Annotated in this window: 20 protein-coding genes and 2 pseudogenes; 10 read left to right on the top strand and 12 right to left on the bottom strand. The window is 56.2% G+C overall.

What is annotated here, in order from left to right:
* Together GHO42_RS02775 and GHO42_RS02770 are read right to left on the bottom strand one after the other, a co-directional pair.
* On the bottom strand, positions 1–627 hold the full coding sequence (locus GHO42_RS02775; RefSeq protein ID WP_153327204.1) for a response regulator transcription factor: 627 nt from the start codon (positions 625–627) through the stop codon (positions 1–3).
* 266 nt (positions 628–893) lie between these two features.
* A pseudogene (locus tag GHO42_RS02770) lies at positions 894–1,404 on the bottom strand (deoxyguanosinetriphosphate triphosphohydrolase); the annotation flags it as partial.
* A gap of 550 nt (positions 1,405–1,954) precedes the next feature.
* On the opposite strand from GHO42_RS02770, the gene GHO42_RS02765 reads away from it, so the two are divergent.
* Both GHO42_RS02765 and GHO42_RS02760 read left to right on the top strand, forming a co-directional pair.
* Positions 1,955–2,515: a hypothetical protein gene (locus GHO42_RS02765; protein WP_141228169.1), complete on the top strand. Its 561-nt coding sequence runs from the start codon at positions 1,955–1,957 to the stop codon at positions 2,513–2,515.
* 177 nt (positions 2,516–2,692) lie between these two features.
* Complete coding sequence (locus tag GHO42_RS02760) at positions 2,693–4,054, top strand: deoxyguanosinetriphosphate triphosphohydrolase (RefSeq protein WP_306106489.1); 1,362 nt, start codon at positions 2,693–2,695, stop codon at positions 4,052–4,054.
* Positions 4,055–4,141: 87 nt separating this feature from the next.
* Here the strand turns inward: GHO42_RS02760 and GHO42_RS02755 are convergent, their stop codons facing one another.
* The 6 genes and pseudogenes from GHO42_RS02755 to GHO42_RS02735 form a co-directional block, all read right to left on the bottom strand.
* Positions 4,142–4,795 carry a hypothetical protein gene (locus GHO42_RS02755; RefSeq protein ID WP_095002231.1) on the bottom strand — a complete coding sequence of 218 codons (654 nt, stop codon included), beginning with the start codon at positions 4,793–4,795 and terminating at the stop codon, positions 4,142–4,144.
* Between the two features lie 488 nt (positions 4,796–5,283).
* Positions 5,284–5,385 (bottom strand): annotated as a pseudogene (locus tag GHO42_RS26365) (hypothetical protein); the annotation flags it as partial.
* Between the two features lie 167 nt (positions 5,386–5,552).
* Positions 5,553–5,891, bottom strand: a complete 339-nt coding sequence (locus tag GHO42_RS02750; protein ID WP_095002230.1) for a hypothetical protein — start codon at positions 5,889–5,891, stop codon at positions 5,553–5,555.
* Entirely contained in the window at positions 5,888–6,262 is a 375-nt protein-coding gene (locus GHO42_RS02745; RefSeq protein ID WP_095002229.1) for a phage holin family protein, read from the bottom strand. Before GHO42_RS02745 ends, GHO42_RS02750 begins: the two co-directional genes overlap by 4 nt.
* 1 nt (position 6,263) lies before the next feature.
* The gene (locus GHO42_RS02740; protein ID WP_095002228.1) at positions 6,264–6,578 is read right to left on the bottom strand and encodes a YqjD family protein; all 315 of its coding nucleotides are present in this window, start codon (positions 6,576–6,578) and stop codon (positions 6,264–6,266) included.
* A gap of 142 nt (positions 6,579–6,720) precedes the next feature.
* Positions 6,721–8,463 carry a monovalent cation:proton antiporter-2 (CPA2) family protein gene (locus tag GHO42_RS02735; RefSeq protein ID WP_178126955.1) on the bottom strand — a complete coding sequence of 581 codons (1,743 nt, stop codon included), beginning with the start codon at positions 8,461–8,463 and terminating at the stop codon, positions 6,721–6,723.
* A 209-nt stretch (positions 8,464–8,672) separates the two neighbouring features.
* Here GHO42_RS02735 and GHO42_RS02730 point away from each other — a divergent pair, with 209 nt between their 5' ends.
* Together GHO42_RS02730 and GHO42_RS02725 are read left to right on the top strand one after the other, a co-directional pair.
* Positions 8,673–8,909: a glutaredoxin family protein gene (locus GHO42_RS02730; protein ID WP_095002226.1), complete on the top strand. Its 237-nt coding sequence runs from the start codon at positions 8,673–8,675 to the stop codon at positions 8,907–8,909.
* 42 nt (positions 8,910–8,951) lie between these two features.
* Positions 8,952–9,842, top strand: a complete 891-nt coding sequence (locus GHO42_RS02725; RefSeq protein WP_095002225.1) for a pseudouridine synthase — start codon at positions 8,952–8,954, stop codon at positions 9,840–9,842.
* A 48-nt stretch (positions 9,843–9,890) separates the two neighbouring features.
* Here the strand turns inward: GHO42_RS02725 and GHO42_RS02720 are convergent, their stop codons facing one another.
* The gene (locus GHO42_RS02720; RefSeq protein WP_095002224.1) at positions 9,891–10,112 is read right to left on the bottom strand and encodes a YgdI/YgdR family lipoprotein; all 222 of its coding nucleotides are present in this window, start codon (positions 10,110–10,112) and stop codon (positions 9,891–9,893) included.
* Positions 10,113–10,216: 104 nt separating this feature from the next.
* On the bottom strand, positions 10,217–10,786 hold the full coding sequence (gene mobA, locus GHO42_RS02715; protein WP_095025147.1) for a molybdenum cofactor guanylyltransferase MobA: 570 nt from the start codon (positions 10,784–10,786) through the stop codon (positions 10,217–10,219).
* Between the two features lie 78 nt (positions 10,787–10,864).
* On the opposite strand from mobA, the gene moaB reads away from it, so the two are divergent.
* Together moaB and glp are read left to right on the top strand one after the other, a co-directional pair.
* Positions 10,865–11,404: a molybdenum cofactor biosynthesis protein B gene (gene moaB, locus GHO42_RS02710; protein WP_095002222.1), complete on the top strand. Its 540-nt coding sequence runs from the start codon at positions 10,865–10,867 to the stop codon at positions 11,402–11,404.
* Entirely contained in the window at positions 11,388–12,614 is a 1,227-nt protein-coding gene (gene glp, locus GHO42_RS02705) for a gephyrin-like molybdotransferase Glp (RefSeq protein ID WP_095020298.1), read from the top strand. The genes moaB and glp overlap by 17 nt, the downstream gene beginning before the upstream one ends.
* 83 nt (positions 12,615–12,697) lie before the next feature.
* Here glp and GHO42_RS02700 read toward each other — a convergent pair whose 3' ends face one another.
* Entirely contained in the window at positions 12,698–14,140 is a 1,443-nt protein-coding gene (locus GHO42_RS02700) for a mannose-1-phosphate guanylyltransferase/mannose-6-phosphate isomerase (RefSeq protein WP_095002220.1), read from the bottom strand.
* 157 nt (positions 14,141–14,297) lie between these two features.
* Between GHO42_RS02700 and yegS the strand changes: the two genes are divergently transcribed.
* From yegS to GHO42_RS02685, 3 genes are all read left to right on the top strand, one after another.
* Positions 14,298–15,209 (top strand): lipid kinase YegS, encoded by a 912-nt coding sequence (yegS, locus tag GHO42_RS02695; RefSeq protein ID WP_095002219.1) that lies wholly within the window; start codon positions 14,298–14,300, stop codon positions 15,207–15,209.
* A 75-nt stretch (positions 15,210–15,284) separates the two neighbouring features.
* The gene (locus tag GHO42_RS02690; protein WP_095019373.1) at positions 15,285–16,220 is read left to right on the top strand and encodes a chemotaxis protein CheV; all 936 of its coding nucleotides are present in this window, start codon (positions 15,285–15,287) and stop codon (positions 16,218–16,220) included.
* Positions 16,221–16,289: 69 nt separating this feature from the next.
* Entirely contained in the window at positions 16,290–17,096 is an 807-nt protein-coding gene (locus GHO42_RS02685) for an MOSC domain-containing protein (RefSeq protein ID WP_153327206.1), read from the top strand.
* A 53-nt stretch (positions 17,097–17,149) separates the two neighbouring features.
* Here the strand turns inward: GHO42_RS02685 and GHO42_RS02680 are convergent, their stop codons facing one another.
* On the bottom strand, positions 17,150–19,078 hold the full coding sequence (locus GHO42_RS02680; RefSeq protein WP_153327208.1) for a transglycosylase SLT domain-containing protein: 1,929 nt from the start codon (positions 19,076–19,078) through the stop codon (positions 17,150–17,152).
* Between the two features lie 215 nt (positions 19,079–19,293).
* Here GHO42_RS02680 and GHO42_RS02675 point away from each other — a divergent pair, with 215 nt between their 5' ends.
* Complete coding sequence (locus tag GHO42_RS02675; protein WP_016780043.1) at positions 19,294–21,210, top strand: ATP-binding cassette domain-containing protein; 1,917 nt, start codon at positions 19,294–19,296, stop codon at positions 21,208–21,210.
* The last annotated feature ends 11 nt before the right edge of the window (positions 21,211–21,221 follow it).

The raw sequence follows: 21,221 nt of genomic DNA, 5'->3' as shown, positions 1-21,221 counted from the left end.
TCATACAAGACCATTACGTTTTGCCAGCTCGATAAGTTCCACCAGCGAATGGGCTTTCAGTTTTTGCATGAGACGCTTTTTGTAATTGCTCACGGTTTTGTTGCTTAAAAACATGCCGGCTGCAATGTCCTTGTTTGTTTTGCCTTGTGCGAACAGCTTCAGAACCATAAGTTCCCTGTCGTTGACAAGTTTGAATAACTCGATTTCAGATGAGTTGTTGTGAACGTTTGTTTCAGAAGTCAATGCCTGGCTTGGAAAATAGTTGTAGCCAGAAAATACCGCTTTTATTGCACTGGTAAGCTCACTCAGCTCTTCTTGTTTGCACACATACCCGGCTGCACCGGATTGCATGCAGCGCATGGCGAAAAGTGTCGGTGACTGCGATGTGAGAACCAGCGTCTTGAGGGCTGGGCTTATTGAGCTGAAGCGTGACAGCACTTCCAGGCCATCGAGTTTGGGGATGCTGATATCAAGAATTACCAGATCAGGAGTGCACTCGCGGATCATCTGCATGGCGTCTACTCCATTGTCGGTTTCTCCGACTATTTCATAACCTTCATGTTCTAACAACATGCGAATTGCGAGCCGGATTACAGGATGGTCGTCGACAATAAATACGGTGTTCATATTGATTCCCCATAAGGTGCTGAATAGAAAGCGCGACCTTAGCTCAGATGTAAGAGCTGGGGCAGGAAGCGGGGAGCCTACAAACGTAGTATGGGAATTATCCTACGCAAAATAAGGCGATGGCTCACTAATTACACAAGGGGAGAGGCGTATTTAAATGTGCGTTTAAAGATTTTTTGAGTTTAAAGCTGGGCGCGCGAGTATATTTCTTTCTTGTGTATGGAAAAGTCTTACTTGCTACTTCATGTGGTAAACATAGTGTTTGATCAAGTTGAGCTGCGTGCCCTCCCTATTTGGCAGGGGAGGGCAGCGGTTGTCAGGCGGGGGGTGGAGTGACCTGTCATTGCTCTGGTCATTTCAGTGGCATAACTGTCGGTCATGCCGGCAATTCGAGGATCCGACGGTTTTGAACGATGGGGTACGACCGCCATGCTGCTCAAGCGCGGCGCCACAGAATGCATTGAGGAGGATTTCCAGGGACGTATAGGCACCCATTTCATGCAAGGTTTTGCATTTGTCCTGGAAGATTTTTTGCGTGCCATGTCTTTGTTGTCCAGCACGCAACGTGGCCGTGCCGTGCATATGCTCGGCCAGATCCCCTGGTGCCAGCAGTGCTTGCTGTTGTTCGACAAAAGCCCGGGCAGCGGCGTTGGTCAGATGTTCGATGGCCTTGCCGCGCAGTATTGCCCGTTTTCGCCGTCGTGAGTCGTTGGGGCAAAGCAGGCGAAAAGTTTCAGGCAAATCATCGCCCACCAGGTTCAGCAGCAGGGACTCGACACATGGAGAAGCTGCGTTTGCGTTTGGGAACCTCTCTTGGTGATAAATGGACAAGGCTAGTTACATCATTGCAGTTTTGGATATTTTGAAGAGGCCATGATCTGCCGTTGAGGGTCTTCAGGTTTAGAGTATATATGTGTTTGGTGGGTTGGTTTATGTAAGGTTTTCCTTAAGTAATAAGTGTTTTTTATGTGCGGTGAACTCTATTTACTTCCTGTTGACTGGCTATAGGCGGCAAAATACCCAGTTCCTTTTGTTTAGTCAGGTTGGGCTGTTAGGGGGGTGTTTATAAGTCGTGATTTTTCTCTAACTGTTATAGCTTGTCGAGTGAGCTGGGGTGTTTGTAATCTGTACTTTAGTCAGGGGGGGATGCTAGCTGTAAGGGGTTGTTAAATTTCCTGTTGCTGGTTGTCTGTCAGGTATAGCAGTGGAGAAGTTATTAGCAGGTTGTGAATTTATTTTTGTGTAGGGGGTAGTGGCATTTTACAATCAATCATTTTGTGATAGGATTTGTCCGTTCTAGCGTTGATTGGTTTATGCAATCTATTAAATGGAAAAGGAAAAAATGGATAAAATTATAAGTGTTGTATTTGCGTCGTTGATTGCGGTTTCGTCGTTTGCAGCATCAGCAGAAACCTTTGAGCGAGTAGAACTTGATAAAGATAGAACCAGTGTTCAGTACGCTGGCCCTATTAAGTCAGTCACTAAATCGCTTGAAGGTTATAAGTGGCTTGGTCAATCAGATGACATGAATGGTGGCGTGGTTTTTGAGCCGTATGCAAACCCTGATTTCGGTAAAAATGACACTGAAACGGGGGGTGCAATCATGGTGACCGCTACATTCTATCTTTATGATAAGCCAGTTAAAGAGGCTCTGATGATTGCTCGTCAAAGCGAGATTCCGGGTTTTGTTGAGTTTTACGGGTACGAATCAAGAGAGCTACAATTGCACGTGAGGATGGCTGATGATAATGCATTCCAAGCTTTTTCAAGTGCAGACGAATATCGTAGGCCGGAAAAGTTGATGGCATATAAAAAGGTTGAACAATTTAATAAGAGTAACTATGAGAGCACGTTGAAGTCTGCACTTGATGATGGAACTTTTTTTTAGTAACGGCGTCTAGAGAAAAGGCTGCCTTGGCGGTCTTTTTTATTTTTATGGTTTGGGATTTTTTGAAGTAGGGGGCTTGATCCAGGTTGGGGGGTTGAATTGATCAGTTTAAAGTGTGTTTTGAACCGTGGTATAAATCAACTGTCTTAGGTGTTTATCAATTACTGGGGAGCACGCATGGAAAGCATGAGTTGGGACAAGTTGCTGAATAACACCCGTCTTGGCGGTCGTCCTCCTAAATCTGAGTTAGGCCGTTCACCTTTCCACTCAGACCACGACAAGGTTATTTTCTCCGGAGCTTTCAGACGCCTTGCCAGAAAGACTCAGGTTCATCCTCTTGCCACTAATGACCACGTTCATAACCGTCTCACACATAGCTTGGAAGTGGCTTGTGTAGGCCGTACCCTGGGGGTGAGAGTAGGCCAGGAACTTCTGAATGAAAGACTTATTCCTGAGCAACATTCAGCTTCTGATATTGGTGATATTGTCCAGACTGCTTGTCTCGCTCATGACATTGGCAACCCTCCCTTTGGGCATACAGGTGAAGAAGCTATTCGTCACTGGTTCACCAATGATGTTGGGGCGAAGATAATAGAACAATTGCCTTTTAATGAAGCTACTGATTTACGTAGATTTGAAGGCAATGCACAAGGGTTTAGGGTTTTAACGACCTCGGAATATCATCCCTATGAAGGGGGGATGCGTCTTACTTATGCGTCGCTTGGCGCTTTCATTAAGTATCCTTGGCTTGCTGGTGATGCTGTTAATGGGCAAAGACCTATTCAGAACAAATATGGTATTTACTGTTCTGAATTGGGTTTGTTCAATGAAGTGGCGGACGCTACTGGCTTGTTAAAGCTGGGTGATGGTTGGCGGTGTCGCCATCCACTGGCTAACTTGATGGAGGTGTCTGATGATTTTTGCTACGCCATTCTTGATTTAGAAGATGGTGTAGAGATGGGTATCCTTGAGTGGGATAAGGTTTTTGAAATACTGTGCCTTGTCCTTGATGATCACCAGAAGAATCAGTTAGTCAAAGAAATTCAAGGCATGAAGGTTGGCCGTAGGCTCTCTATGATTCGTGGGAAAGTTATTTCAGCTTTTGTAGATGCTGGAGCGACTGCTTTCATGAATAACCATAATGAAATCATGACTGGCAAGGTTCTAGGTATTTTAGAACTTTGTGATAAGAATGTCCGTGAGTGTGTAGCCGCCGCCAAAGGTCTTGCGCGTGATGAAATCTTCCAGCATCCCAGGAAGGTTGAGTTAGAAATAGGGGCTTATAGCACTATATCTACGCTGCTTAACGTTAGCTGCTCTGCTGCTTTGGAATATGTTAGAAAGGGCGGTATAGCTGATTCGAAGACGAGAAGGGTGGTAGAGCTTCTTGGGCTGGACTTGAATAATTTAGACGCCAGTGGGGGTGTTTCCAAGGAGTACGGTGCAATAATGCAGGTTCTGGATTACGTGAGTGGCATGACCGATAACTATGCCATGCACTTGGCTCGACAGTTTAATGGTATGGGCGGGGAGCGTTGAGCCTGCGTGTACATAATAGCCAGCTGTTTTATTATGTGATTGCAAATGTGCTTCTCATTGAAAAGGCCACCTAAGTGGCCTTTTGTATCACAATTCAGCTTTTAATTTGTCGAATTCATTTTTTATTTCACGAAGCATTAACTTGCGTCCCTCATTTGCTTTGGAGTTTCCAATAATGGCAGAGATGGAAAATCCAACGGCAGTAAGGGCTGTTCCTACTACATAGCCAAACCATCCTTTGGCAATGTATACGCTAAGGGCAGTCACTGCGAGTCCGGCGGCGACAACAATTTTGTTGCCGTTATAGGTTTTGAACTCCCCGTGCTCGTAATACGTTTGCGTAACTGCAAGTGAGGCCAGGCTAAAAAAGGTGCCTACGCCCGGCAATGCAAACATTATAAAGTCTTGAAAAGTAAAAGTTTCTCTTTCGCTAATATACCCGAGTGTGTAAATCTCTCCATTCGGGGTCACTTGATAGGCGACTGGTTCACCACTTTTAAAAGCCATTAGAATTTTTTTGCCAACAGGAGCATGTAAACTCTCGTCAATGAGGATCGCTGGCAGCAAGTCACCGTTCTGAAACTCAAGCAATGCCTCAAGCTTGACATGAGTTCCTATATTGTTACTGACTGAAACGTTGTTGCCTTGCTTAGTGGTTGTAACTGAGCCGCTTGTGTGGGAGGTGACTGTTTTGTCCCTTAAAATGACTGCTGCACAATCGAACGCGGGCCTTCTACTCATGGCTATTCCTTAGCTTGCTAACAATAAAAAACGACTAGCTCAAAAAATTAAGCGGGAGGCTGGCATAATGCCATTATTTGATGAGGGCCAGGAACTTATCAAATTTCCAAAGCCTGATCAAGCGGCTGTAGAGGCTTCATTCTTTTATGCGTTCGTTAGAGGCTAACAGGATAGGGTTTCGCTGCTGCGCCAGAGGCGTAGAGCAGGTGACTTATAGGCAGGCGATGGCTAGTGTCTTTGTTTTGCTGGTGATGCAAACAACCATAAATCCCTAGTCAGTTCGAACGGGCTGTTCGAAGGGTGGTGTATCGGCTCTATAATTGTCCTGACAAAAACAGAGGTTATTCCTAAATGGTACAATTTCGTCTTCTTGTTCTTATATATTCTTATTTGTAACTAGTTGGCTGTTGACACTGTAATAAGGTCGTTTCTGGCTGCGGAGCCTAAATACAGTTCGCTCGGTAGCAGCCGAACCGGTGCTTCTTGTCACCCAGGGAGCGGCCGACGCAACTGACTTCGAGGGAGTGGGTGAGGCGGGTGTGGATATGGTCGTTGCTGTTGACCGGATGGACCTGTGTTTTGCGCCCCAGCAGCTTCTCGTTTCAGAACGGATGACGCAAGTGGAGGCATGATCAGGGGCGCCATCTGTGGCAGCGGGCTTGCTCACGATGCAGGCAGCGCGGTGTTTCAGTCAAACCGCGTCGATGCCATCGCGAGCAAGCCCGCTCCCACAGAAGGAGGGGGGGAGGCTTTCTATTCAGGGCTTGCGCGAGGCCTGGATCACCATCTTGATCAGTGGTATCAAGCCAGTGGTCAAGCTGATCCAGCGTGACGTGCCCCCGGTGTTTTTGCTTTTGGCGCCTCTGCCGGTCAGGAACCCGAGCAGGGTGACAATCCCCACACCCCACAAGGGCGCATGCTTGATCCCCAGGGTTTCCTGCCAGTTGCTGGTCATCCCGCGCATTTTTTGCAGGGGTTGCAGCAGTTGTTGCGACTCATGACGAATCTCCTGCCGGTGCATTTCCATGCGCAGGCGGATCAAGGTTTTGCGCAACTCCTGGCGTGAAGCATTTTTCGGCAATTCAGGCAGGCTCATGGCAACAAACGCTCGCGGTCTTTGGCCAGCTCTTCAAGCGTGGCATTGAAAGGAGAGGATTCATCGAATATCGCTGCGTTGAGGCGCAGCCCGCAGAACACCGCGGCCAGCGTATAAAACACACAAAGCCCGATAATGCCGGGGATGCGGTAGCTGTCCCAGAGCAGGATCATCACCAGCGCCGACAGTCCGATCAGCAGCAACAGCGCGAACACCAGTGCCAGCCCGGCAAACAACAACAGGCTGACGGTGCGTGCCTTCTGCTCTTGCAGTTCGATGCCCAGCAATTCGACATGGCTGTGCAACAGACCCAGGAATGCGGCACCCAAGCGCCGCGGTGAGGAACGGGGGGAACCGGATTCGTCTGTCATATCAGCGCCGGGTTGCCAGCAGGCCCAGAACAAAGCCGATACCGGCCGCGATGCCCACAGACTGCCAAGGGTTTGCCTGCACATAATCTTCGGTGGCCACCACAGCCGCCTGACTGCGGTCTTTCAACGATTCCTTGGTTTCTTCCAGGGTTGCGCGGGCCTTGAACAGGCTGTCCTTTATCTGGGCGCGCAGTTCTTCAGCCTGGTCACCGGCCAGGGACGCGGTGTGTTCCAGCAGCTTTTCGGCATCGAGTACCAGCGTCTGGAAATCGGCCATCAGGATTTCTTGAGCATTCTTTGCTGTTTTACGGGCCATGATTCACTCCATTAGTGGCTTGATAATCGTTCGAGTGTAGGCCTTCGGTGAAGGTTCACTCGTTTCCTTGGCATTGCTTGCGCGGTTGGATGGGCAATGCCAGAGATGTCTTTTGTGTACAGAGGCAAAACCTTACCTTAAATCAGTCGTTTTCGCGGGGGATTGCAGCTTCCCGCGCGTCTTCGCTTTCAAAACAGCCTTCGAGCAGGTGATAGCGGTCATGGCGTACCTGGTCGACCCGGCGTTGCACGATTTTTTCTGACAGGCCCAGCAAAATCAAGGCATGGGAGGCGAGCATCAGGCTCGACTCGAGCAATTCCGGTACCACTTCAGTTGCCCCGGCGGCCTTCAGCTCGGTGAGCTGGCTGTCATCGCGGGTCCTGACCAGGATAGGCACTTCGAGGGTAATCAGCCGGGCTTCCTTGAGTACGCTCATGGCCACCTCGGTGTTGTCCACGGCAATCACCAGCAGTCGCGCACGATCCAGGCCTACAGCGCGCAGCAGATCACCCCGGCGGGCGTCGCCGTAGTGCACGCAGCTGTCCGCTTTAGCTGCTTCCTCAATGCGATCGGGGTCGTAGTCCAGCGCGACAAAGTCCTTGTGTTCGCTGCGCAGGAAACGGCCAATGGACTGGCCCACGCGGCCATAGCCGCACATCACCACGTGCCCGTGCAGTTCGGCGTTTTGGCTGGCGATTTCTTCCAGCTCCGCCTCTTCATAGGATTGCCGGTGCAGGCTGGCTGCGATAAGTGGCGCGGCGCGCAGCAGCAGGGGTGTCAGCAGCATCGAGCAGAACGTGGCGGCCAGCAGATAGGCAGCCATATCCGCCGGGATCAGCGAGTTGCTCTGCATCTGCGCCATCAGGGCAAAGCAGAACTCACCGCCCTGGGCCAGGGCCAGGCCACTGCGCCAGGCGGTTTCTCCGTCGCTGCCACGCAACTTGACCAGAATCGCGACCACGGCACCCTTGATCAGCATCAGGACCAGGGTCAGGCCTAAAATCAGGAAACCGTGGTGAATGAAAAGCTGCAGGTCGATCAGCATGCCGATGCTGACGAAAAACAGACCCAGCAGAATGTCCCGGAAAGGTCGGATATCGGCTTCAATCTGGTGTCGATAGTGGCTTTCACCCAGTAGCATGCCGGCCAGGAAGGCGCCGAGCGCAGGGGACAGGCCCAGCAGGTGGGTGAGCCAGGCGGTGAGCAGCACGATCACCAGCGCCAGCAACACAAACAGCTCTGCCGAGCGCGACGCGGCCACCTCGTGGAACAGGCGCGGCAGCAGGAAGCGACTGGCAAACAGCAGCCCCAGAAACAGGATCACAGTCTTGCCCAAGGTAACTGGCAAGGCCCAATACCAGGCCTGGTCGCTGCTGCCGGCGAACACCGGCACCAAGGTCAGCAACAGTACCGCGACCACGTCCTGAAACAGCAGTACGCCAATGGCATTCTGACCGTGACGGCTGAAGATTTCCCCCAGGCTAGTCAGCTCTTTACTTACGATCGCCGTGGATGACAGGGCGAGTCCGGCACCGAGCAGGAACGCGCCGTTAAGGCTCATGCCAAAGGCATACAGCAGGCCGCCCAGCGCCACTGCCGAACACAGCACTTGCAGGCTGCCCAGGCCAAATACCACCCGACGCAGCTTGAGCATCTTGGGCAGCGAGAACTCCAGCCCCAGGGAAAACAGCAAAAACACCACTCCAAGCTCTGCCAGGTCAGGCAGGTCAGGCAGGTCGGGGCTGTCATTGATCCAGTCGAGGGCGGTGGGACCTACAAACAGGCCGACACACAGGTAACCCAGCACCGGCGGCAGCTTCAGGCGCCGGAACAGGGCAATGACCACCAGTGACGAGGCAAGGATGATTAACAGATTGGCAAACACGAAAGGCTTCCTTGGCAGGTCGGGAAAAAGGTCGCGAGCATCCGGCAAATACGAAGGTCTGTCGCTGATGTGGGTCAAGCGTAGTCGCAAGCAGGGGAATAGAGCGATTGTATTGGCAAATCAGGCATACGGCTGCGGGTATCTGCTACGGGTCGACGTCACCGGGCCAGGCTCTTAAGATAAACACTTTATTTCTAAGGTCGTTATTTATGCCTCCCGAATGCCAATTGTTCGGCACCCTGGGTTGTCACCTGTGTGAACTGGCCGAAGCGGTTTTAATGCCCTTGGTCGAGCATGGGTTGATGGTCGAGCTGGTCGATATTGCTGACAGCGACTCGTTGTTTGAAAGCTACGGCTTGCGTATTCCGGTATTGCGCCGGGTCGATACGGGCCAGGAGTTGGGCTGGCCGTTTGATACTGCGCAGGTGGTCAATTTTCTTGGATAAACCTGCATAATCACCGGCTGCATTTTCCGCTCGAGACCCTTTATGTCGTCCCAGCCTTTCATCGCCGCCGAGCATCAAGCCAGTACCTTGCACCTGCCGCCAGGCAGATGGTTGACGGTGCTCGACTGCCTGAGTGAACACTTCAGTGCCATCAGCCGCGAACAGTGGCTTGACCGTATCGCCCGTGGCCGGGTGCTGGATGCCGACGGTGCGCCTATCAGCCCGCAGCTGGCGTACCGGGAAGGCCTGCGCATTCATTACTTTCGCGAAGTGCCCAACGAAACGCCCATTCCGGTGCAGGAAACCATCCTGTATGCCGATGAGCATCTGGTGGTGGCGGACAAGCCGCACTTCCTGCCGGTGACCCCGGGCGGTGAGTATGTCGAGCAAACACTGCTGCGGCGCTTGATCCGCACCCTGGGCAACCCCCATCTGGTGCCCCTGCACCGTATCGACCGGCACACGGCGGGCCTCGTGCTGTTTTCTGCCAATCCGGACACTCGTTCGGCGTATCAGTCGTTGTTTCCCACGCGCAAGATCGACAAACGCTATGAGGCCATTGCTCGCGCATTGCCTGAACTTGAGCTGCCGCTGGTGCATAAAAGCCGCCTGGTGGAGGGCGAGCCTTTTTTCCGCATGAAAGAAGGGCCGGGCGTCAGCAATACCGAGACCCTGGTCGACGTTTGTGAGAAAAACGGTGAGTTGTGGCGTTATGCGTTGTACCCCGTCACCGGGAAAAAGCATCAGTTGCGGGTGCATATGGCGGCGCTGGGGGCAGGGATATGCAATGACCCGTTCTACCCGGACGTGATCAGGGACGCTGTCGATGACTATGCCGAGCCGCTGAAACTGCTGGCCCAGAGTTTGCGCTTTGTTGATCCGCTCACGGGAGAAGCGCGCTTTTTCGAGAGCAGGATTCATCTGGACTGGTAAAACAAAACCCGCACTAGGCGGGTTTTGTTTTAAGACCAGAGAGCGGTATTACAGCTCTTTAACGGTACGAATCTGGTCTTTGTTGATGCGGGTTTCTTTACCGTCCAGTTGCTTGAACTGGTAGAAGCCTGAGTCGTCATCGTATTTTGGCGCGTCGACAGTCTGGATTTCGCGACCGTCGTTCAGGGTGATCACCGAAGGCGAGGAGCAGCCGGCAAGGGCGGCCATGCCAGCAGCGAGCATCAGGGCGGCGAGAGTCCGGTGAGTCATTGTGTATCTCCAACAAGTGAATGTGCTGTTAATGATTACTGTCCTTGAGACGTATACATCGTCTGCAAGTTCCATTGCTAGCCCCAGGCAGACACTGGCGCGGATTATTTCAGCCAGTCCGGGGTATTGAAATTGGCCAGCCGCGGGTCATTTTCGGCGCATTGCCAGGCCCGTGCATTGAGCTGGAGCATGATTTTGCGCGGGCTGCGTTCACCTGCCTGCCAGGCGGCCTCGAATACATCTTTCAGTGCTGTGGGGATCACGCATAACAGCGGTTCCCAGTGCTCCCCGTGGCGCACCATCAGCGGCTGATCGGGATGTTGAGCGGCAGCGCCCAGCAGGGCATCGAGCAACCCGCGGTCGATTTTCGGTACATCGCAGGGCAACACCAGCAAGTGTGAGTGGCGGGCCACGGCCAGCCCGGCGCGGATCCCCGCCAACGGCCCGGCAAAGTCATCATTGCCATCACTGACCAGTTGATCGGCCAGGCGGGTGTACTGTTCGTGGTTGCGATTGCACGAAATGATCAGGTCATCGGTCAGCGGGCGGGTGACGCGCTGGGCATACGCGATCAGCGGCTGACCCTGCCATCTCACCAGCCCCTTGTCCTGACCGCCCATGCGCTGGCCACGGCCACCTGCCAGCAGCAAGATGGAGCATTGAAACCGGTTCATATGGAACTCCGCGCAACCAGGCAAAAGAAGCGCTGTGATATAACACCGGGCTGTTTCTCCTACAACTGGACCTCGTCTATGAAAGCCAAGGTTGATGCACCTTTCGTACCTTTGAATATCGCCGTTCTTACCGTCAGTGACACTCGAACCCTGGAAACGGACACTTCGGGTCAGGTTTTTGTCGATCGCCTGCGTGATGCCGGGCACAACCTGGCGGCACGGGTGTTGCTCAAGGATGACTTGTATAAAATCCGCGCCCAGGTCGCCACCTGGATCGCCGACGATGGGGTGCAGGTGGTGCTGATTACCGGCGGCACAGGTTTTACTGCACGGGACAGCACGCCAGAAGCCGTCAGTTGTCTGCTGGACAAGCAAGTAGATGGCTTTGGTGAACTGTTCCGCCAGATCTCCGTGGCCGATATCGGCACTTCGACCGTGCAGTCCCGTGCTCTTGCCGGCTTGGCCAACGGTACGCTGGTGTGCTGCCTGCCGGGTTCGACCAACGCTGTACGCACCGGTTGGGACGGGATATTGGCCGAGCAACTGGATTCCCGTCATCGCCCCTGCAACTTCGTCGCCCACTTGAAGCAGGCGCCGGCCTGTGAAACCCGTGGATAAGCCGGGTCGAACCGGCGCGCTGATGCCCGTCGAGGTGGCACTTGAGCGTTTGCTGGCACTGGCTGAGTCGGCGCCGATCCTTGACACCGAATCGGTTCCGGTGGGCGCAGGGGATGGCCGCGTACTGGCCCACGACTTGATTGCAAGCCTTGATCTTCCCCCTTGGCCCAACAGTGCAATGGACGGTTATGCGTTGAACCTGGGCGACTGGTCCGGGGAACCGCTAACCGTTAGCCAGCGAATTTTTGCCGGTACTGCCCCGGAGCCACTGGCGCCAGGCACCTGTGCACGCATTTTTACTGGTGCCCCGGTACCTGCGGGCGCGGACTGCGTCGAAATGCAGGAAAATGCCGTGGTGCAGGCCGACGGACGAGTGGTATTCACCCATGCCTTGCGTGCAGGTCAGAACATTCGTCCTAAAGGGCAGGAAACCACCATTGGTGAGGTAGTCCTTACTGCGGGGACGCGCTTGGGGCCGATCGAGCAGGGGCTGGCAGCATCCCTGGGCTGCGCCGAGCTGCGAGTCATGCGACGGGTCAAGGTGGCGGTGTTATCCACTGGCGATGAACTGATCGAGCCCGGGCAGCCGTTGGGCCCGGGGCAAATCTACAACAGCAACCGCATAGTGCTGTGCAGCTGGTTGGCGCGCATGGGTTGTGAAGTGGTCGATGGGGGGATTCTGCCTGATGACTTGCCCGCCACCCGCCAACGCTTGGGTGAGTTGGGAACGGTTGACCTGATTTTATCCACCGGCGGAGTGTCGGTCGGTGAGGCAGACTTTTTGGGCATTGCGTTGCGCGAAGAGGGCGAGCTGGCGCTGTGGAAGTTGGCAATCAAGCCGGGCAAACCCCTGACCTGCGGGCATTTTCGCGGTGTGCCGGTGATCGGCCTGCCAGGTAACCCTGCCTCGACTCTGGTGACGTTCGCGTTGCTGGCACGGCCTTATCTGCTGCGCCTGCAAGGCGTGCAGGCTGTCGAACCGCTGAAGTTCCAGGTGCCTGCAGGATTTGTCTGGCCCAAGCCGGGCAATCGTCGCGAGTACCTGCGCGGGCGTTTGGAGCAAGGGCGTGCGGTGATTTACAAAAACCAGAGTTCAGGCGTGTTGCGCAGCGCGGCATGGGCTGAAGGGCTGGTGGAAGTCCTTGAGGATTGCACCCTGGCCGAAGGCGACCGGGTGGGGTTTATCCCGTTGAGTGAAGTGCTGGGCTAGCACTGTTGCGTCACCCGTGGGAGCGGGCTTGCTCGCGATTGCGGGTGATCGCCATCGCGAGCAAGCCCGCTCCCACAATGATCTCAGACAGGCGCGCGCCCATAGATATCAGTCAGGCGCACGATGTCGTCTTCGCCCACATACTCGCCGCTTTGCACTTCGATCATGACCAGTTCAGCCTCCCCGGTGTTGCCCAGCCGGTGTGGGCTGCCGGGTTTGATAAAGGTGGACTCGTTGGTTTCGAGGGTGAAGTCCAGGCCATCATTGTTCACTTCGGCCCTGCCACTGACCACAATCCAGTGTTCGCTGCGCCGTTGGTGCACCTGCAGGGACAGCGCGGCTCCGGGCTTGACCACGATGCGTTTGATCTTGAACCCCGGACCTTCCTCCAGCACGGTGTAGGTGCCCCACGGGCGGGTGACAGTGCGGTGCAGGCGATAGGCGTCGTGGCCCTGGAGTCTGAGTGTTCGGGCGATGTGCCTGACGTCCTGGCTGCGTCGGGCGTCGGCCACGAGCAGAGCATCCGGCGTATCGATAATGATCAGGTCGTTTAGTCCGACCCCGCCCACCAACCGTTTCGGCGAGTCGATGTAGCAGTTGTGTACATCGTGCAGTACGTTTTCGCCAGTACACTGGTTGCCATTGGCGTCGGCCGGGGTCAGCTCGCGCACCGCCTGCCATGAGCCTATGTCACTCCAGCCCAGCTGGCAGGGCACCACGGCAACTTTTTGCGAGCGCTCCATCACGGCGTAGTCTATGGAGATATCGGGCACCAGGGCGAAACTCTGGCTGTCCAGTTCGAGGTGGCGTTGTTGTTTGCCCTCAAACATCTGGCTGTGATCAAGGCAGTGGGTCACGGCATCCAGTACCAGAGGCGCATGGGCCCTGAATTCTTGCAGTACGCTGTCGGCGCGCATGCAGAACATGCCGCTGTTCCACAGATGCAGGCCGCCGTCGAGGTAGCCCTGGGCCGTTTTGGCGTCCGGTTTTTCAACAAACTGCGCCACTTCAAAGCCATCCTGGTTCAGCTTCTGGCCTTTTTCTATATAACCAAAGCCGATTTCGGCCCGGGTTGGCAGTATGCCAAAGGTCACCAGCCAGCCCTCGTCGGCCAGTTTGCGGGCGTTGTCGACGGCCCGGCCGAAGGCGGCAATATCGGTGATCAGATGGTCGGCGGGGAGCACCAGCAACTGCGTATCACCGCCGTAGCGCTGCGCAATCTGCAAGGCGGCTGCGGCAATCGCCGGGGCAGTATTGCGGCCAAATGGCTCGAGGATAAAGTCCAGTTCGATGTCGTCCATGCTCTGTGCGCGGTAATCATCAAGCGTGCGAAAAAACACCTCCCTGTTGGTTACGGTCAGCAACGGGCCAACGTCACGCAGGCCGGTTGCGCGGGCAAAGGTCTTTTGCAGCAGGCTCTGACCATCGGGCAGGCACATAAAGGGCTTGGGCATGGCCTCGCGCGACACTGGCCATAGCCGGGTGCCAGCGCCACCGGCGATGATGCAGGGAACCAGTGTGCTCATACAGAACGCCTCTAGAATCATTGGACAACTTACAGGGGTTGAAGTCTGACCGGTTCTGCGCTTTTGATCGAGCCGTGAAGGTTAAATCACGGGTGCATGGGCCTTTTCGGTCTGGCTGTTGTCCAAGCAATCAGACCGTTATGTCGAGGGATGGAATATGAGTGCAGGTAAGGCTTTTTTGATTTTGCACGGCAAGCAGGCGCTCAACGAAGACGTGCGCGCTGCCGTTGAGCAGCAGCGGGCGGCGGGGTGGGAACTGGCGGTGCGGCTGACCTGGGAGGCCGGGGATGCGCAGCGTCTGGTACGCGAGGCGCTGGAGGGCGGCTACACCCGGCTGATTGCCGGTGGCGGCGATGGCACTTTGCGTGATATTTGCGAGGCGATGGCACTGGCCGATACCGAGGCCAGCCTGGTGCTATTGCCGTTGGGCACCGCCAATGACTTTGCCCGGGCGGCCGGTGTGTCCCTGGAGCCCGCTCAAGCCCTGGCCTTGCTCGATGTGCCAGCCTGTCCCATCGATCTGGGTGAAGTCGACGGCCAGTTGTTTTTGAACATGGCCACCGGTGGCTTTGGTAGCCAGGTCACCGCCAATACCTCCGAAGACCTGAAAAAGGTACTGGGCGGGGCGGCCTATCTGTTTACCGGGCTGTCGCGCTTTACTGAGCTGCACGCGGCCTATGCCGAGCTACAGGGGCCGGACTTTCACTGGCAAGGCGAGTTGCTGGCGCTGGGCATCGGCAACGGTCGTCAGGCCGGGGGCGGGCAAGTCCTGTGCCCTGAGGCGCTGGTCGATGATGGCTTGCTGGATATCAGCATTTTGCCAGCACCCACGGAAATCGTCGGTACGCTCAAAAGCCTGATGACCGAAGGCTGGGGGCTGGATAACCTGTTTGTCCGCGCGCGTTTGCCCTGGGTCGAGATCAAGGCCGCCGAGGGGCTGGCGATCAACCTCGATGGTGAGCCGCTTGCGGGCGATGCGATGCGCTTTGCCGTGCGCAAGGGTGCTTTGAAGGTCCACTTGCCCCAGGGGTCGCCTTTGCTGGGCCAGTCAGAACTGCGGGTTAGTTGATAGCTAAACGATATCAAGGTCCTGGGAATCCGGCCGATAAGGTCAGGCATCAAGTACCTACCCCAGGAGTTACTCATGGCCGGCATTCTCGACACGGTAGACCAGCGCACTCAACTGGTCGGTGAAAACCGACTGGAACTTCTCATGTTTCGTCTGGCCGGCAGGCAGTTGTTCGCGATCAACGTGTTCAAGGTGCAAGAAGTCCTGCAATTGCCAAAACTGACCTTGATGCCGCACCGTCATCCCCATGTGTGCGGCGTGGTCAACCTGCGCGGTAAAACCCTGCCGGTGATCGACCTGTCCCAGGCCATCGGCATGCGTGCGCTGGTGCCGGGCCCGGACAGCACCATTATCGTCACCGAGTACAACCGCTCGGTGCAGGCCTTCCTGGTGGGCGGGGTTGACCGTATCGTCAATATGAACTGGGAGGCCATCCTGCCTCCACCCGCCAGTGCCGGGCGCAGTCATTACCTGACGGCCATCAGTAAGGTCGAGGAGCAATTGGTCGAGATCATCGACGTGGAAAAAGTTCTTGCCGAAATCGTGCCGTACAACGCCAAAGTCTCGCGCGAGAAGCTTGCCGATCCGATCTTCGAGCAAGTGCGCGGGCGTGAAGTGCTGCTGGTCGACGATTCCAGTGTAGCGCTGGCGCAACTGCGTGAAACGCTTTCGCAACTGGGGGTCAAGATGCATATTGCCAGCGATGGTTTGAAGGCGCTGAACATGCTCAAGGGCTGGGCCGATACCGGGCAGGTAATGACCGACAAGTTGCTGATGATCTTCACCGATGCCGAAATGCCGGAAATGGACGGTTACCGGTTGACCACTGAAATCCGTAATGACCCGCGTTTGCGCGCGCTGTATGTGGTGTTGCATACCTCGTTGTCCGGCAGCTTTAACGAGTCGATGGTGAAAAAGGTCGGGTGCGACAATTTTCTGTCCAAATTCCAGCCGGACAAGCTGGTGGATGTCGTACGCCAGCGCCTGATACTGGACCAACAACCTGCTTGAAGTCCTGCACCTTTGCATCAGTGATCGGCTCGTATACTGTGGCTTTTTAACCCCGCAGGGAGCTGAGTCATGCTGCGTCTAAGCGCGCTTTATCGTTTTCCACTTAAATCCGGCAAAGGTGAAAGCTTGCCTCTGGCCACGCTGGACAAGCTGGGGCTGGTGGGCGATCGACGCTGGATGTTGGTGGATGAAGCTAGCGGGCGGTTTCTGACCCAGCGTGCCGACCCCAAAATGAGTCAGCTGTCTGCGCTGTGGAATGCCGCCGGTGGCTTGACCTTGAATGCCGAAGGGTTCGAGGCACTGGAGGTCGCAGTGCCGGATGCCGACACCGACCTGCGTGGCGTGACGATATGGCGCGACACCTTGCGTGTACCGGATGCAGGGGATGCTGCTGCTGACTGGCTAAGCCGCTTTGTAGAAAAGCCGGTGCGGCTGGTGCATGTGCCACTGCAAAGGGCGCGCACCACGGAGTCGGGCTACGGCCGGGATGATGACCAGGTTGCGTTCGCCGATGGTTATCCGCTTTTGCTGATTGGCCAGGCATCGCTGGATGATATTTCGCACAAGATCGGCCGGCCGATGGACATGCTGCGTTTTCGCCCCAACCTGGTGATCGAAGGCAGCGAAGCCTTTGCCGAAGACGGCTGGAAGCGTATCCGCATCGGCGATGTCGAGTTCCGCGTGGTCAAGTCCTGCTCGCGCTGCATCCTCACTACTGTTGATCCGCATACAGGGGTGCGTGATGAACAGCGCGAACCGCTGGCGACCCTGATGACCTACCGCAAGCAGGAAAACGGCACCATGTTCGGTCAGAACCTGGTTAACGAGGGTAATGGCGTTCTGGAGGTCGGCATGCCGGTAACAATCCTGGAGTAGCCAAGCCCTGTAGCAGCTGCCTCGTTCCTTCGGCAGCTGCTACAGGCTACCTGTCACTGATCATCAAAATAGCGCTCATGCCAGTCCACTACAGGCTGTGGTGCATTGAGCTTTTGCCCGTAGATCACCGAATAAGACAACACGTTCTGCACGTACTGGCGGGTTTCGTCGAACGGGATGCTCTCGATCCACACGTCGAAGCCCAGGTGGTTGGCACCCTTGAGCCACTGGCGCACACGTCCCGGCCCGGCGTTGTAAGCCGCTGAAGCCAGCACCCGGTTGCCGTTGAACTGGCCATGCACCTGGCTCAGGTAAGCGGCACCCAGCTGGATGTTCTTGTCGGGGTTCAGCACTTGCTGCGGCGAGGCCAGCGGGATGCTGAATTTTCGTGCGGTCTCTTTGGCGGTGGCGGGCATCAACTGCATCAGGCCGCTGGCGCCAACGCCGGAGCGGGCGTCATCCATAAAGGCACTTTCCTGACGGGTGATGGCGAATACCCAGCTGGAGTGCAAGCCGCGGAGTTTGGCTTCGCGCACCAGAGTATCGCGGTGGGCCATCGGGAAGCGAATGTCCAGGTCATCCCAGTACTGGGCCTGGCTGATGGTGCGGATAGCCGGGAAATACCACTTGAGGTCGTAAGCCAGCTTGGCCTGGGCGACCATTTCGTCACGGCTGAACAGGCGACTGACGTAATACCACTCACGACGACCATCGACCACCTGGCCGCGGTCATGGAATTCAAGTGCGCGCTGCACGCCTGGCGTATTGCGCACTTTTTTGATCAGTTGCGGGCTGAGCACCAGCGGCCGGTTGTTGAGTTGATAAGGGGTTTGCGCCCGGTCAGCGGCCAGGAACCCGTAGAAATCACGTTCGTTGGCGACTTTTTTGAACAGGACCTGAGCTTGCGGGTTTTTGGGTTCGGCCAGTTCAAGGCTGCGGGCCTGCCAGTAGCGCCAGCGGCTGGTGGTTGCCAAGTCTTGTGGGAGTTTGCGGGTGAGCTGGTAGGCATCTTCCCAGCGGCCCAGACGCAGCAGCAGACGCAGGCGCCACTCGGTGACGGTATTGTCCCGCAGTTCGGGGTCGTACTGGGTCATGATGTCCAGGCCGCGGCTGTCGTAGCGGCGGGCGAACGTCAGGCCGATTTCCCGGGCGATGGCGACTTTTTCATCGCGGGAAAAATGCATGTTGGTGGCGTAGGTGTCGAGCAGGGACGCGGCTTTTTCCGGGTCCTGACGTGCCAGGCGGCGCAGGCCCAGGCCTACGGCGTCAGACATGGCCTCGCTGGCCGGGGCAAAACGTGACGGCTGGCTGAGCATGTCGGGTTTTTGCGCCACGTCAATCATCAGCCGGGCTTGTGGGCCAAGCGTATTGAGGCCGTTGGCGAGTTGCGTGGCCAGGGCGTAATTACGTGCTTCAGCGGCCAGTTTGACCCGCTGCCAGCGTTTTTGCTCGGTCAGCTGGCCTGCCGCGGCCCATTGGCTGAACAGGGCATCGCAGGCGGCCGGTTGCGCCTTGCCGACCATCCAGAGTTTTTCTGCGCTGGCATAACCCTCGGCCTTGCGGTTGTGTTGCAACTCATATTGGCCGTTGAGGCAGTCCAGCTCGGTGAAGTTGAGCTTGGGGTCGTAGTACTTTGTGAAAGTGGCCCAGTCGCCACGGTCTGCCAGCCAGCGCAGCCAGCGCAGTTTCATCCAGTTGGCTTGCGGCAGGTCGCCATGTGCGGCGAGAAACTGTTCGATTTCTGTATTGCTTGCGGACTTCAGGCGTGCGGTCAACTCGTCATAGGCCAGGTACGGCGTAAGCGGGTAGCTGCGCAAGGCTGCGGAATTTTGAAAGTAAGGGCCGGAATCGCCTTTGGCCAAGGCGCGCTTGGCCTGGTCGTAGAGCTGGCGTTGTTGGGTCAGGTCTGCGCCATGGGCGGCTTGCACGGCGCAGCTGGTGAGAAGCAGGCAGGATAAAAAGTTGAAGAGACGACTGCGCATGAGGCTTCCGTACTGATAAAAAACGTGACGAGCGCAGGCCGAACCTGCACGGATTATTTCGTAGCTTAGCCTTTTGCCAGCGACGCGTGAACGTCTTGGCGGCCAACCATAGCAACTTGGCACTAAATGAAGGCAAGACGGCACCGTACAAGAAATACCCGGCCGCCCGGGGGTTCAAATCAGGTAGAATGCGCGCCCAGTTTTTGGAGAAGCTCATGACCCTGCTCAAATTCAGCGATGTGTCCCTTGCTTTCGGCTCTATGCCGTTGTTGGACAAGGTGTCCTGGCAGATCGCCCGTGGAGAGCGGGTGTGCATCATCGGCCGCAACGGTACCGGCAAGTCCAGCATGATGAAGCTGGTTAAAGGTGATCAAAAACCCGATGACGGCTCTGTTTGGCGCGCGCCCGGCCTCAAGATTGGCGAATTGCCGCAAGAGTTGCCGGTTGCCGACGAGCGGACTGTATTCGACGTTGTGGCCGAAGGCCTGGACGGTGTTGGCGAGCTACTGGCCCAGTACCATCACTTGAGCCAGAACATCGTCACCGATGCTGACCTGGACAAGCTGATGCACGTCCAGCAAGACCTCGAAGCCCGTGATGGCTGGCGCTTGCAGCAATTGGTGGACAGCACCCTGAGCCGCCTGCAATTGCCTGCCGACAAAACCCTGGCCGAATTGTCCGGCGGCTGGCGTCGTCGCGTCCTGCTTGCACAGGCTCTGGTTTCCGAACCGGACCTGCTGCTGCTCGACGAACCGACCAACCACCTGGATATCGGCGCAATCGCGTGGCTGGAAGAGGCCCTCAAGGACTTCCAGGGCGCGGTTCTGTTTATTACCCATGACCGTTCATTCCTGCAGAACCTGGCCACTCGGATTCTGGAGCTGGACCGTGGCGGCCTGATCGACTGGAATGGCGACTACGCCAGTTTCCTGGTGCACAAGGAAGCCACCCTGGCCGCGGAAGAAACCGCCAATGCGCTGTTCGACAAGCGTCTGGCTCAGGAAGAAGTCTGGATCCGCCAGGGCATCAAGGCCCGTCGCACCCGTAACGAAGGCCGCGTGCGCGCCCTGAAAGAACTGCGCGTAGAGCGCAGCGAACGTCGCGAGCGTACCGGCAAGGCGAATATCCAGCTGGACACGGCAGACAAGTCCGGCAAGCAAGTGATGGTGCTGGAAAACGTCAGCTTTGCTCACCCGGGTGGTCCGTTCCTGCTCAAGGACTTCTCGATGGTGCTGCAGCGCGGCGACCGTATCGGCCTGCTGGGTGCCAATGGTACCGGTAAAACCACGCTGCTCAAGCTGATGCTGGGCGGCCTGGTGCCAACTGAAGGTACGGTTGAAGAGGGCACGCGTATCGACGTGGCTTACTTCGATCAGCTGCGCCATCAGCTGGATCTGGAAAAAACCGTGATCGACAACGTGGCCGAAGGCCGCGACTTTATCGATATCGACGGCCAGAGCCGTCACGTGCTCAGCTACCTGGGTGACTTCCTGTTCAGCCCTCAGCGTGCCCGCACGCCGGTCAAGGCGCTGTCGGGTGGTGAGCGTGCGCGTCTGTTGCTGGCCAAGCTGTTCAGCAAGCCGGCCAACCTGCTGGTGCTCGATGAGCCAACCAATGACCTCGACGTTGAAACCCTGGAGCTGCTTGAGGAGGTGCTGCTGACCTTCAAGGGCACTGTGCTGATGGTCAGTCACGATCGGGCATTCCTCGATAACGTGGTAACCAGTACCCTGGTTTTCCAGGGCGAAGGCAAGGTTCGCGAGTACGTGGGCGGCTATCAGGACTGGCTGCGCCAGGGCGGTTCACCGCGCCTGCTGGGCGTGACCGAGAGCAAGTCGGGCAAAGCCGACCTCAACTCGGCCGTGGTCGAGGCTGCACCGGCACCTGTGGCCGCTCAGCCTGCTCCTGCGGCGAAAAAGAAACTCAGCTACAAGCTGCAGCGTGAGCTGGAAGCCCTGCCGGCCGATATCGACGCCAAGGAACAGGCCATTGCTGCGGTTGAAGCAGAAATGGCTGACGCTGGTTTCTATCAACTGCCTGCGGCCAAAACCGCGGAAGTGATTGCCAAGCTTGAAACATTGCAAGCCGAGCTTGAGCAGCTGGTTGAGCGCTGGGCCGAGCTGGATGCCTGATTGACCCCGTG

This window comes from Pseudomonas sp. FSL R10-0056, from assembly GCF_009600105.1.
Classification (GTDB): domain Bacteria; phylum Pseudomonadota; class Gammaproteobacteria; order Pseudomonadales; family Pseudomonadaceae; genus Aquipseudomonas; species Aquipseudomonas bubulae.
Note: the sequence above shows the minus strand (reverse complement) of the source record. Positions and strands in the feature narration are given on the sequence as shown.